Here is a 13,078-nt window from a genome sequence, read left to right on the forward strand (position 1 = left end):
CGGATCCGGTTGCGAAACGGCGAAGAAACTGACGTAATGGAGGCACTATGGCCCTCACGAGCACGGTTTTCGAACGATCCGCCCCCGATCCCGCCGTCGTCGACGCCGCCCTGGCCGGCACGCGGCGCGGGGTGTTCTGGCTCGAGGACCCTGACGCCCCGCGCCCGGCCCTCGCCGGCGCCGTCCGCGCCGACCTGGTGGTCGTCGGCGGCGGCTACACCGGCCTGTGGAGCGCCCTGCGCGCGAAGGAGCGCGACCCGAGCCGCCGCGTGGTGCTGCTCGAGGCCCGCTCGCTCGGCTGGGCCGCCTCCGGTCGCAACGGCGGCTTCGTCGAGTCGAGCCTCACGCACGGCCGCGAGAACGGCCTCGCGCGCTGGCCCGCCGAGGCCGCCCGCCTCGAGGAGCTGGGCGTGCGGAACCTCGACGACATCGAGGCGACCGTCGCCCGCTACGGCATGGACTGCGACTTCGAGCGCACCGGCTCGCTCGCCGTGGCGGTGGAGGAGTACCAGGTCGGCCCGCTCGCGGACGGCGACGGCGTCGCGGGCGGCCGCTTCCTCGACACCGCCGAGGTCCGCGCCCTGGTCGACTCGCCGACCTTCCTGGCCGGCCTGGCCGCGCCCGCCGAGCAGTGCGCCCTGGTGCACCCCGGCAAGCTCGTCCGCGAGCTCGCGCGGGTCGCCGAGGAGCTCGGCGTCGAGATCCACGAGGACAGCCGCGTGGTCGGCCTCGAGCGCGACGGCGCCGGCGTGCTCGTCCGCACCGCGGGCGGCTCCGTGGCGGCGGATCAGGCGATCCTCGGCACCAGCGCCTTCCCCTCGCTGCTCGCGCGCACCCGGCTGATGACCGTCCCGGTCTACGACCACGTCCTGATGACCGAGCCGCTCGACGCCGACCAGCTGGCCTCGATCGGCTGGACCGGCCGCGAGGGCCTCAGCGACGTCGCCAACCAGTTCCACTACTACCGCCGCACCGCCGACGACCGCATCCTCTGGGGCGGCTACGACGCCGTCTACCACCCGGGCGGCCGGATCCGCGCGGCCTACGAGGACCGCCCGGAGACCGACCGCGCCCTCGCCGCGCACTTCCTGACCACCTTCCCGCAGCTCGAGGGCCTGCGCTTCAGTCACCGCTGGGCCGGGGTGATCGACACCAGCACCCGCTTCGCCGCCTTCTACGGCACCGCGCTCGCCGGTCGCGTCGCCTACGCCGCGGGCTACACCGGCCTCGGCGTCGGGACGACCGCCTTCGCGGCCGACGTGCTCCTCGACCTCCTGGCCGGCGAGCCGACCGAGCGGACCGAGCTGGAGATGGTCCGCAGGCGCCCGCTGCCGTTCCCGCCCGAGCCGTTCGCGACTGCCGGCATCCAGGCCACGCGCTGGTCTCTCGACCGCGCCGACCACGACAGCGGCCGGCGGAACCCGCTGCTGCGGACCCTCGACGCGCTCGGGCTGGGCTTCGACTCCTGATCGGCCCCGGCTCGTGATCGGCCCCGACTCCTGACGGCGCCCTCCGCCCGGTAGCGTGCTCTGCGGGGGCACCGTCGGGTGCGGGGAGGGACACGGATGCTCGCGTCAGCGCTCGAGGTCCTGCTCGCGGTCGCCGGCGCCGCCGCCGGTGCCGTCCTCGTCGTCAGCGGCGTGCTGAAGCTCGGGCGGACGGAGCGGTTCCGTGCGAGCCTCGCCGCGCTCGGTCTGCCCGCCCGCCTCTCCGCGGGCCGGCTCTTCGCCCGCGCCTTCCCCGTCGTCGAGATCGCGCTCGGCCTGGCGATCCTGCTCGCCCCGTCACCGCTGCACCGCGGCGCGCTGCTCGGCGCGGTCGCGGTCGACGTCGTCTTCCTCGTCGTCGCGATCCGGGCGGTCCGAGCCCCGGAGCCGGTCGAGTGCGAGTGCTTCGGCGGCCTCGGCGACGCCAGGATGACCGGCCGCACGGTCGCGCGGAACGCCGTCCTGCTCGCGCTGGCGCTCGCCGGGCTCGTCGGGGCCACGGCACCGGCGGAGCTGCTCGTCCCCGGGGTCCCGGCGCTGATCGCCGTGCTGCTCGCGCTCGCGCTCGTCCCGGTGCGCGACCGGCTCGCCGCGCGAGCACCCGCCGCCTCGACGCCCGCGCCGGCACCCGTGTCCCCGAGCGACCTCGGCGACCTCGCCTTCCTCACCGCCGCCGGCGAGCCGATCGCCCTCGCCGAGTGGGCGGACCCGCCGACGCACCTCGTCTTCTTCTCGCCGTCCTGCATCTCCTGCCACGAGCTGGTCGAGCGCTTCCGCTGGTGGCCGAACGGCCTGCGCGAGGGCGAGGAGCTGATGCCCGTCTTCCTCGGCGCCCCCGCCGACTTCGCCGCCCACGAGGTGTTCGCCCCGCTCGTCGAGCACGCGCTCTACGACCCCGACCGGTCGATCGCCGCCGCCCTCGGTCGTGGCGCCACCCCGGGCCACGTGCTGCTGGACCCCGGGCACCCCCTCGGCGACGGCTGGAGCAGCGGCGCGTTCGAGATCGAGAAGCGGGTGCTCCGCCCCGACTTCTTCGAGGACGTCCGCCGCGGCGCGGTCGGACCCGCCTCCGACGCCGCCGGGCACGCGTGACCCCGCTCCTGGTGGTGCTGGTCCTCGCGCTGGTCGTGATCGCCGGCGCCGCCGTCGTCGGCCCGCGCCTCGGCGTCGCCTCGCCGCTCGTGCTGGTCGGGATCGGCGTGGCCGCGAGCTTCCTGCCCGTCGTCGGCCCGATCGAGATCGAGCCGGAGTGGATCCTGGCCGGGGTGCTCCCGCCGCTGCTCTACTCGTCCGCGGTGTCGATGCCGGCGATGAACTTCCGCCGCGAGTTCGGTGCGATCAGCGGACTCTCGGTGCTGCTGGTCGTCGGCACCTCGCTCGTGCTCGGCCTGTTCTTCCAGCTGGTCCTGCCGGATCTCGGCTTCGCCTGGGGCGTCGCGCTCGGCGCGATCGTCAGCCCCACGGACGCGGTGGCGACCTCGATCGTCAAGGGCACCTCCGTCTCGCGCCGGGTCGTCGCGATGCTCGACGGCGAGAGCCTGCTCAACGACGCGACGGCCCTGGTGCTGCTGCGCACCGCGATCGCGGCAGCCGCGGCGAGCTTCTCCTTCTGGGGCGCGCTGGGCTCGTTCGGCTACTCCGTGCTGATCGCGGGGATCGTCGGCGGTCTGGTCGGCTGGCTGAACCTGGCCGTGCGCCGCCGGGTGCAGGACCCGACGGTCAACACGATCCTGTCCTTCACCGTGCCCTTCCTCGCCTCCGTCCCGGCCGAGCTCCTCGGCGCCTCGGGACTGGTCGCGGCGGTCGTCGCCGGCGTCGTCACGGGCATCCGCGCGCCGCGCGAGCTCTCGCCGCAGAACCGCCTGTCCGACTCGCAGAACTGGCGGACGGTCGAGCTGGTGCTCGAGGGCACGGTGTTCCTCACGATGGGCCTGCAGGTCCGGGCGATCGTGACGAGCGTCGAGGAGGACCACGCCGGCGTCGGCCCGGCCGTGCTGATCGCGGTGGGCGCGCTCCTGCTGACGATCCTGGTGCGGGCGGCCTACGTCGCCCCGCTGCTCGGCGTGCTGAGGAGCCGCGGCCGGCTGCGCGAGCGGATGCGCCCGCGCGTCGAGGGCCTGCAGGAGCAGATGGGCACCGAGGAGGGCCGCGAGGAGAGCCTGAAGCGGATCAGCCGCGGCCGCCGGTCACCGACCGCCCGCGATCTCGAGCGCTTCGCCACCCGGCTGACCCGGATGCTCGCCGACATGGAGTACTTCGTCCGCGCGCCGCTCGGCTGGCGCGAGGGCACGGCCGTGGTCTGGGCCGGGATGCGCGGCGCCGTCACGGTCGCCGCCGCGCAGACCCTGCCCGAGGACACCCCGCAGCGCTCGGTCCTCGTGCTGATCGCCTTCGCGGTGGCCGCACTGTCGCTGCTGCTGCAGGGCGGCACGGTCGGGCCGCTGCTGCGCGCCATCGCCCCGGACGTCGACGAGGCGGCCGAGGAGAGGGCCCGGGAGGAGGAGCGCACCCGCGTCTTCGCCCTGCTGCGCACCAGCGCCGAGGCCGTCCAGGAGCCGCCGCCCGCCCCGGACGCGCCGCGGACCGAGGCGTTCCTCCAGGCCCAGCGGCACCGGCTCGCCGTGATCGCGGCCCAGCGCTCCGACCTCCTCGACGCCCGCGACAACGGCACCTTCGACGCCGACGTCCTCGCCTCGGTGCTCGCCGCCCTCGACGCCTCCCAGATCGACCTCGAGATCCGCGCGCGCACCGCCCGCTGATCCACCGTCCTCCGCGCCGCTCGCGGGCGACCCGGTAGCCGCCCGAAACATGAGGGTCGTACGGTGAGCGCATGCGCGCAGAACTGACCCTCGGTGCGGAGGAGGAGCTCCACCTCATCGATCTCGAGTCGAGGCAGCTCTCCCCCCACGCCCCCCAGGTGCTCGCCCGGCTGCCCAAGGAGAGCTTCTCGGCCGAGCTGCAGCGGACCACGGTCGAGACGAACACCGCGGTGGTCGACTCGCTCGACGGGCTCCGGGAGCAGCTGATCTCGCTCCGGCGCGCGGTGATCGACGCCGCGGCACCCGACGGCATCGGCATCGCCGCGGTCGGCACCGCGCCCCGCTCCGAGCAGACCGACTTCGAGCTCACCAGCACCGGACGCTACGGCCGCATGCAGGAGCAGTACCGGATGCTCGTGGACGAGCAGCTGATCTGCGGCACCCAGATCCACGTCGGCGTCTCCGACCGCGAGCTCGCCGTGCAGATCGCCCAGCGGATCGCCCGCGACCTGCCGGTGCTGCTCTCCGCCAGCGCGAGCAGCCCCTACTGGAACGGCCAGGACACCGGCTACGCCAGCATCCGCACGATCATCTGGCAGCGCTGGCCGAGCGCCGGCGCGACCGGACCGCTGGAGTCCGCGGCCGAGTACGACCGCCTCCTCGACGACCTGATCGCCACCGGGGTCATCGCCGACTCGAAGATGGCCTACTTCGACGTCCGCCCCTCCTCGCACGCGCCGACCCTGGAGCTGCGGGTCTGCGACGCGATGCCGATCGTCGACGACGCGGTGCTGATCGCCGGGCTCTTCCGCGGCCTCGTCCGCACCGCCGAGCTCGACATCGAGGCGGGCCGCCCGTTCCGGCACACGCCGCCGCCGATCCAGCGCGCCGCCACCTGGCAGGCCGCCCGCGGCGGTCTCTCGGGGCCGCTGCTCGACCACACCGAGCACCCCCGCCCCGTCCCCGCCGCCGAGGCGCTGCGCAGCCTGATCGCGCGCCTCCAGCCTGCACTGGACGAGCTCGGCGACCTGGAGCAGGTGCGCGCCCTCGCCGAGGCGCTGATCGCGCGCGGCAATTCCGCAGACCGCCAGCGCGCCGTCCTCGCCGAGCGCGGCACCCTCGATGCCGTGGTCGACGCCGTCGTCGCCGAGACGCACGGCCCGGCGAGCGGCCCGATCCTGCCCGCCCCGAGCCTGCGCACCTACCGCGTCCGCGCCGGTGACGAGGCCGTCGCCACCGGCGGCCGCGCGAAGAGCGCCTACCAGCCGATCCTCGAGCACTTCCGCGGGCTCGGCCCCGAGCGGCTCGAGACCCTGCACGAGTCGCGCGACCGGCTCGTCGAGCAGGCCGGGCTCACCTTCCGCGTCGGCGAGGAGGACCGGCCGTTCCCGGTCGACCTCGTCCCGCGCGTGCTCCAGGCCCACGAGTGGAGCGAGCTCGCCGCGGGGCTCGAGCAGCGCGCCCGCGCCCTCGAGTGCTTCCTGCAGGACGTCTACGGCGAGGGCCGGGCGGTGCGGGCCGGCGTGGTCCGTGATCTGCGCGGCGCCCCGGGCTGGAGCGAGGACGCCGCGCGGCTGCCCGCCGGCACCGTCCGTGGCGCCGTGATGGGCTTCGACCTGGTCCGCAACGAGTTCGGCGGCTGGCGGGTGCTGGAGGACAACCTCCGGAACCCCAGCGGCCTCGCCTACGCCCTGGGCATCCGCGCGCTGCTCGACGACGTGCTGCCCGATCTGCCGCGACCCGCGGGCCTGCTCGACGCGTCGACGGCGCTCGCCGGACTGCGCGCGACGCTCGCCCACGGGACGAAGCGCGCCGACCCGGTGCTCGGGCTGCTCTCCAGCGGAGCGTCGAGCTCGGCCTGGTTCGAGCACCGCCGCCTCGCCGAGGGCGCCGGGCTCCTGCTGCTCGAGGCCGGCGACCTCACGGTCGAGGGCGGCCGCGTCCTGGCCGGCGGCACGGTCGTCGACGCGCTCTACCTGCGGCTCGACGTCGAGCTGGCCGACCTCTTCGCCGGCGACCGCGCGATCGGCCGGGAGATCCTCGAGGTCGCGGCGGCCGGCGACGTGTACCTGGCGAACGCGCCCGGCAACGGCGTCGCGGATGACAAGGCCCTCTACTGCGCGGTCCCCGAGCTGATCGGCTACTACCTCGACGAGCGCCCGCTGCTCGAGTCCGTGCCGACCTACCGCCCCGAGGACGAGGCCGAGCGCCGGATCGTGCTCGAGCGGGTCGGCGAGCTGGTCACCAAGCCGGTCGACGGCTACGGCGGCCGCGGCGTGATGATCGGCCCGTCGGCCCCCGCGGCGCGGGTCGCCGAGCGGCGCGCCGAGATCGCGGCGGACCCGGGCGCCTGGGTCGCCCAGGAGGTGGTCCGGCTCTCCTCGCTGCCCGCGTTCTCGGGCACCGACCTGCAGCCGCGGCACATCGACCTCCGCGCCTTCGTCTTCGTCACCGGCACCGGACCCGGCGACGTCCGCCTCGCCGACCTCGCGCTCACCCGCGTCGCGGCGGAGGGCAGCATGATCGTCAACTCCTCGCGCGGCGGCGGCGCGAAGGACACCTGGATCGTCGGAGGCTGAGATGTGCGGCATCGCGGGCGAGATCCGGTTCGACGGCGCGCGCGCCGACATCGGCGCCGTCGACCGGATGACCGGCTGCCTCGTGCACCGCGGCCCGGACGGCGACGGCCTCTGGGCGGCGGGCCGCGTGGCGCTCGGGCACCGGCGGCTGGCGATCATCGACCTCTCCGCGGCCGGCGCGCAGCCGATGGTCGACGCCGCGCTCGGCCTGACGATCGTCTTCAACGGCTGCATCTACAACCACCGGGAGCTGCGCGCCGAGCTGGAGGGGAAGGGGCACCGCTTCTTCTCGCACTCCGACACCGAGGTGATCGGCAAGGCCTACGCCCAGTGGGGCGAGGACTGCGTCGACCACCTGCTCGGCATGTTCGCCTTCGCGATCGTCGAGTGCGAGTCCGGCCGCGTGGTGCTGGCGCGCGACCGCCTGGGCATCAAGCCGCTCTACCTCGACGAGACCCGCGAGCGGATCCGCTTCGCCTCGACCGTCCAGTCCCTGCTCGCGGCCGGCGGCGTGGACACCTCGATCGACCGCACGGCGCTGATGCTCTACCTGAGCTTCCACTCGGTGGTGCCCGCGCCGCGCACGATCCTCGCCGGCGTCACCAAGCTGCCGCCGGCGACCGTCCGCGTGATCGAGCCCGACGGCACGAGCCGCGAGCGCGTCTACTGGGAGCCGGTCTTCACCCGCGATCCCGACCGCGCCGCCTGGACCGAGCGCGACTGGCAGGAGGCGCTGCTCGCGTCGTTCCGCACCGCCGTCTCGCGCCGCATGGTCGCGGACGTGCCGGTCGGCGTGCTGCTCTCCGGCGGCATCGACTCCAGCCTGATCGTGGCGCTGCTCGCCGAGGCCGGCCAGACCGGGCTGCAGACCTTCTCGATCGGCTTCGACGCGGCGGGCGGCGAGTCCGGCGACGAGTTCGAGTACTCGAGCCTGGTCGCGGAGCACTTCGGCACCGACCACCACCGCCTGCCGATCGACTCCGCGCGCCTGCTGCCCGGGATCGACGCCGCGGTCGGCGCGATGAGCGAGCCGATGGTCTCGCACGACGCCGTCGCCTTCCACCTGCTCAGCGAGGACGTCTCGCAGCACGTGAAGGTCGTGCAGTCGGGTCAGGGCGCCGACGAGGTGCTCGGCGGCTACGACTGGTACCCGCCCCTGGCGCGGGTACCGCGCGAGCGCGCCGTCGAGGCCTACGCGGACGTCTTCGTCGATCGCCCCTTCTCCGCGCTGCAGGCGCTGCTGGCCCCCGCCTGGCGCGGGGACCCCGATGCCGCGACCGCCTTCCTCGCCGAGCGCTTCGCCCGCCCCGGCGCCGACACCGCCGTGGACGCGGCGCTGCGCAACGACACCGCGGTCATGCTCGTCGACGACCCGGTGAAGCGGGTCGACAACATGACCATGGCCTGGGGCCTGGAGGCGCGCGTGCCGTTCCTCGACCACGAGTTCGTCGAGCTCGTCGGCACGATCCCGCCGGAGCTCAAGCTCGCCGACGGCGGCAAGGGGATCCTCAAGCGGGCCGTCCGCGGCATCGTCCCGGACGAGGTGATCGACCGCACCAAGGGCTCGTTCCCGGTGCCGGCGATCCGCCAGCTGGAGGGGCCCTACCTGGAACGGGTGCGGGCGGCGCTGACCGACCCGGCCGCGCGGCGCCGCGGCGTCTTCGATCCCGCGACAGTCGACGCGCTGCTGGCCGACCCGAACGCGACCCGCACCCGCCTGGGCTCGAACGAGCTCTGGCAGCTCGCCCTGCTCGAGATGTGGCTCCAGGAGCACGGCGTCGGCTGAGCGGTGCCGGAGGATGGAGGCATGACGCCTCCTCTCATCGTTTCGCCGCAGGCCGACCGCGTGGCCGCCGCCGAGGAGCTCGCGCTCGGACTCGTGCACGCCTGGGGCAGCTGGGGTCCGACGATGACCCCGGACGCCGCCCGCGTCGCCTTCCTCAGTGACCGCGGCGGGTCGCCGGAGGTCTGGGTGCAGGACGTCGTCGTCGGAGCCGAGCCGAGCGAGGCGCGCCGCATCGCCCTCACCGAGGATCCGGTGCTCGAGGTCTCCTGGTCCGCCGACTCCGCCTGGCTGGCCTGCCTCGTCGCGACCGACGGCGGGGTGCGCAGCCAGGTCTGGGTGGTCCGCCCCGACGGCTCGGACGCCCGCCGCATCGCCGGCTCCCGCGACGCCCACGCCGAGCTCGGCCCGTGGACGCGCAGCGGCCACCACGTCGTCGTCACGATCCCGTCGGCCGAGCCGGAGCAGCCGACCCGCTCCTTCCTGGTCGACCCGGTGACGGGCGAGCGGAAGCCGCTCGTCGACGGCGACTTGATCTCGGTGCTCGACCTCTCGGTGGAGGAGCGCCTCGTCGTGGTCCGCGACGGCCAGCGCGGCCAGCAGTACTGCGTGGTCGTCGACCGGCTGACCAACGAGAACCACGCGCTCCTGCCCGACTCCGGCACCGGATCCACGGACGTCGCGCTGCTGCGCCCGTCGCCGCTGCACGACACCGAGAGCCCGATGGTCGCCTACCTCGCGACCGACGTCGACCTGCCGCGGCGCCAGCTGGTCGCGATGCCGCTCGGCCCGGACGGCTGGCGCGGCCGGATCCGCCGCCTCGCGGCCCGCGACGACGCCGAGCTCGAGGGCCTGGACGCCGACGACGCCGGACGGATGCTGATGCTGGTCTGGAACGTCGCCGGCTCGAGCGAGATCGAGCTGCTGGACACCACCACCGGCGAGCGGGTCCCGGTCGCCGGGCTGCCGGGACTGGTGGCGACGACGCCGGTGCTCTCCCGCGACGGCGGTGCCGTGATCCTCGGCGTGGAGGGCCCGGAGCGCCCCCGCGAGCTGTGGCGGCTGGACACGGCGACCCACGAGTGGTCCCGGATCACCGGGGTGCCGACGCTCGATGCGCCGCCGCTGATCGTGCCGACCCTCGAGCGCTTCACGGGCCGCGACGGCCTCGCGCTCTCCGGCTGGCTCTACCGCGCGCCCGGGGCGACGGGGGCGCGCGCGGCGATGCTCAGCCTGCACGGCGGTCCGGAGTCGCAGGAGCGGCCCACTTTCTCCGCCCAGCACCAGGCGGTCGCCGCCGCCGGGATCACCGTCTTCGCGCCGAACGTGCGCGGCTCCTCGGGCTTCGGCCGCGACTTCGTGCACGCCGACGACGTGGAGAAGCGCCGCGGCGCCTTCGACGACGTCCTCGCCGCTGCCGCGCACCTCGTCGACGCCGGGATCGCCGACCCGGCACGGATCGCCGTCACCGGCCGCTCCTACGGCGGCTACCTGACCCTCGCGTCGCTCGCCTTCTCACCCGGCGTCTTCGCCGCCGGCGTCGACATCTGCGGCATGTCGCACCTGCAGACCTTCTACCGCGACACCGAGCCGTGGATCGCCTCCGCCGCCGTCACCAAGTACGGCCACCCCGAGCACGACGCGGAGCTGCTCGAGGAGCTGTCCCCGCTGAACGCGGCCGCCGCCATCGACGTGCCGCTGCTCGTCGTGCACGGCGAGCTCGACACCAACGTCCCGATCGGCGAGGCCCGGCAGATCGTCGCGGCGCTCGAGGAGCTCGGCCGCCCGGTCCGCTACCTCCAGCTGGACGGCGAGGGCCACGAGTACCGCCGCGCCGACTCCAAGGAGGCGCTCCTGCGCGAGCTCCTGCACTTCCTCACCGAGTCGCTCGCCGCCCCGCCCTTCATGCTGGTCGAGTAGCCCCGGAGGGGCCCCTCCATGCTGGTCGAGTAGCCCCGCAGGGGCGTATCGAGACCCGCCGTCGCGAGCATGGGCGGGTCTGCAGACTCGTCTTTCGACGCCGGTGGATCTCGATACGCCCGCTCCGCGGGCTACTCGATCAGCATGAGTCGCCTGCTGGTCGAGCAGCCCCGCAGGGGCGTATCGAGACCCGCCGATCAGCGCGACTCGAACTCCTGGCGCAGCGTCCCGTGGATCGGGTGCGCCGGGTCGTCGCCGACCGCGCGCGCCGGGTCGTCGATCTCGACGGCGCGTCCCGGTGCGAGGTCCGCGTCACCGCCGATCATCTCCGAGACGCCGTCGAGCAGATCCTCGGCGATCCGGCTCGAGAGCCCGCTGCGCTCGCCCGGCCCGGGGTCGGTGAGCTCGTCGACCGGAGCGGCCAGCGCCGCCTCCAGTCCCGTCCGCTCGACGCCGGCCTCCGGCTCGTGCTCGATCCGCCGCGCCTGCTCCTGCTGTGACTCCGACCCCTGGGGCATCGTCGCTCCTCGTCCGTCTCCTCGCGGCAGCGTCGTCCCGGATGGGGGCCGTGCGCTCCCGCCGCTGCCCCGAGCGTAGATCACGGCGTGTCCGAGCGCGGCGTCAGTCGAGCAGCAGCCAGGAGTGCGCCTCGACCCGCACGCCGCCGACGCCCGCCGCCTCGTCGCCGAGGTTGAGCGCGAGCCGGGCGCTCTCGCCGGCCGGCCCCTCGGCCACCAGCAGCACGGCGGTGTTCGACAGGTCGACGCTCCTGGTCCGCGCGGCGACCAGCCACGGGTGCCGGCGGCGGAAGGCGATGACCTCCTGGTGCACGCGGTAGGCGTCGTTCCGCGGCCACTCGGCCGGGTCCGCCGGGAACTCCGGCCGGATCGCGTCGTCGCCGCCCGCGCGCTCCTCCTTGACGCCCTCGAGCCCGCGCTCGTCGCCCGAGTAGATGCTCGGCACGCCGCCGACGAAGCCGAGGATCGCGACGGCGTGCCCGTGGTGGCGCGGGTCGCTGATCGCGCTGGCGAGCCGGGTCACGTCGTGGTTGCCGACGAAGGTCAGCGGCACGAACGTCTCCAGGAACTCGGCGTGGCGCTGCAGCGTCCAGTCGAGCTCGAAGAGGTTGCCCTCCTCGATCGAGCTGCGCACCGACTTCCAGAGCTCGTACTGCGTGACGGAGTCGAGCCCCGACTCCCGCACGTAGCCGGCGTAGTCGCCGTGGATGACCTCGCCGACGAACCACGCCTCGGGGAAGCGCTCGCGCACCGGGTCGATCGCGGCGCGCCAGGAGGAGGGGTTCACCGCGTAGGCGGCGTCGAGCCGCCAGCCGTCGATCCCGCGCTCGAGCCAGTGGCTCATCACGGCGGAGACGTGCGCGGCGACCTCGGGGTTCGCGGTGTCGAGCTCGACGAGCGCCTCGTGCCCCTCGAAGACGTCGACCGGCAGGCCGTCGACCTCGCGCGCCGCGCCCGTCCGCCGGAAGCGTGCAGCAGCGGGGGAGCCCTCGCCCGCCGCGACGGCCTCGCGCCACCACGGGTGCTCGCGGCCGACGTGGTTGAAGACGCCGTCGAAGACCAGGCGGATCCCGCGCTCGCGGCAGGCCGCGATCAGCTCGTCGAGGTCGCGCTCGTCGCCCAGGCGCGGATCGACCCGGAAGTGGTCGACGGTGTCGTAGCCGTGCGTCATCGAGGCGAACACCGGCCCGAGCAGCAGGCAATTGCAGCCCAGCGCGAGCAGGTCGTCGAGCCAGGGCAGGATCCGGCGCAGGCGGTGCTGCGGCTCGTCCCCGGGCTGCGGCCCGTCGGCCGAGGTCGCCTCGGCGCCGAGGAACGCCAGCGGGTGGATCTGCCACCAGATCGCCGTCGAGATCCAGCCGTCCGTCGTCGTCTCCGCCACTGCGGCCGCCTCTCCCGGCGGGCTCGGGTGCGCGCCGTCGGCGAGTGTAGCGACGGCCCCTGACATCGCCTCCCAGCCGCTCCCGACGGCTCCGCGGGCTGCCGATCGGCGTGTTTCCGGGGATTCCGTCGCGCGAATCGCCGCCGATCCGGGATCGGGCTGGTAGGTTACGGACGGTCCGACCGGTCGACGGGGTCCGTCCCCGGCCGTTGGACGACACACAACCACCAGCTGTTCTCAACAGCGCGAACGTCCTGGGAGGACACTCCAATGGCTGACAAGTCGCTCAACCGCACCGAGCTCGTCGCGAAGATCGCCGCCGACTCCGGCCAGAGCCAGGCCGCCGTCAACGGCGTCCTCGACTCGCTCTTCTCGACCCTCGCCGACTCCGTCTCCAACGACGTGAAGGTCACCATCCCCGGCTGGATCGCCGTCGAGCGCACGTCCCGCGCCGCGCGCACCGGCCGCAACCCGCAGACCGGCGAGACCATCCAGATCGCCGCCGGCCACTCGGTCAAGGTCTCGGCCGGCACCAAGCTCAAGGCCGCCGCCAAGTAGTCACGGCCCGCGTCGTCACGGCGCAGCAGTTCCGCACGAAGACCCCGGCCCTCCGCCGGGGTCTTCGTCGTCCTGCCGCCCCCCAGCCGCGAG

General features: G+C 74.5%; 9 protein-coding genes. 7 read left to right on the forward strand and 2 right to left on the reverse strand.

Annotated features, from left to right (window positions below; genetic code table 11):
• Window positions 1–47: 47 nt before the first annotated feature.
• From EDF17_RS01395 to EDF17_RS01420, 6 genes are all read left to right on the forward strand, one after another.
• Window positions 48–1,469, forward strand: a complete 1,422-nt coding sequence (locus EDF17_RS01395) for an FAD-binding oxidoreductase (protein WP_123444835.1) — start codon at window positions 48–50, stop codon at window positions 1,467–1,469.
• Window positions 1,470–1,565: 96 nt separating this feature from the next.
• Window positions 1,566–2,579 (forward strand): MauE/DoxX family redox-associated membrane protein, encoded by a 1,014-nt coding sequence (locus tag EDF17_RS01400; protein WP_123444836.1) that lies wholly within the window; start codon window positions 1,566–1,568, stop codon window positions 2,577–2,579.
• A complete protein-coding gene (locus tag EDF17_RS01405) occupies window positions 2,576–4,246 on the forward strand; it encodes a sodium:proton antiporter (RefSeq protein WP_123444837.1) in 1,671 nt (556 codons plus the stop codon). Before EDF17_RS01400 ends, EDF17_RS01405 begins: the two co-directional genes overlap by 4 nt.
• Before the next feature lie 71 nt (window positions 4,247–4,317).
• A complete protein-coding gene (locus EDF17_RS01410) occupies window positions 4,318–6,825 on the forward strand; it encodes a glutamate--cysteine ligase (protein ID WP_123444838.1) in 2,508 nt (835 codons plus the stop codon).
• Window position 6,826: 1 nt separating this feature from the next.
• Window positions 6,827–8,611, forward strand: coding sequence for an N-acetylglutaminylglutamine amidotransferase (locus EDF17_RS01415; protein ID WP_123444839.1), 1,785 nt, complete (start codon window positions 6,827–6,829; stop codon window positions 8,609–8,611).
• A 21-nt stretch (window positions 8,612–8,632) separates the two neighbouring features.
• Entirely contained in the window at window positions 8,633–10,528 is a 1,896-nt protein-coding gene (locus EDF17_RS01420; protein ID WP_123444840.1) for a S9 family peptidase, read from the forward strand.
• Between the two features lie 197 nt (window positions 10,529–10,725).
• Here EDF17_RS01420 and EDF17_RS01425 read toward each other — a convergent pair whose 3' ends face one another.
• Both EDF17_RS01425 and EDF17_RS01430 read right to left on the reverse strand, forming a co-directional pair.
• The gene (locus EDF17_RS01425; protein WP_123444841.1) at window positions 10,726–11,046 is read right to left on the reverse strand and encodes a hypothetical protein; all 321 of its coding nucleotides are present in this window, start codon (window positions 11,044–11,046) and stop codon (window positions 10,726–10,728) included.
• 103 nt (window positions 11,047–11,149) lie between these two features.
• Window positions 11,150–12,427, reverse strand: coding sequence for an alpha-amylase family glycosyl hydrolase (locus tag EDF17_RS01430; protein ID WP_243732756.1), 1,278 nt, complete (start codon window positions 12,425–12,427; stop codon window positions 11,150–11,152).
• A 270-nt stretch (window positions 12,428–12,697) separates the two neighbouring features.
• Here EDF17_RS01430 and EDF17_RS01435 point away from each other — a divergent pair, with 270 nt between their 5' ends.
• Complete coding sequence (locus tag EDF17_RS01435) at window positions 12,698–12,985, forward strand: HU family DNA-binding protein (protein WP_055786347.1); 288 nt, start codon at window positions 12,698–12,700, stop codon at window positions 12,983–12,985.
• The last annotated feature ends 93 nt before the right edge of the window (window positions 12,986–13,078 follow it).

The organism is Rathayibacter sp. PhB1 (assembly GCF_004362935.1).
Taxonomy (GTDB): Bacteria; Actinomycetota; Actinomycetes; order Actinomycetales; family Microbacteriaceae; genus Rathayibacter; species Rathayibacter festucae.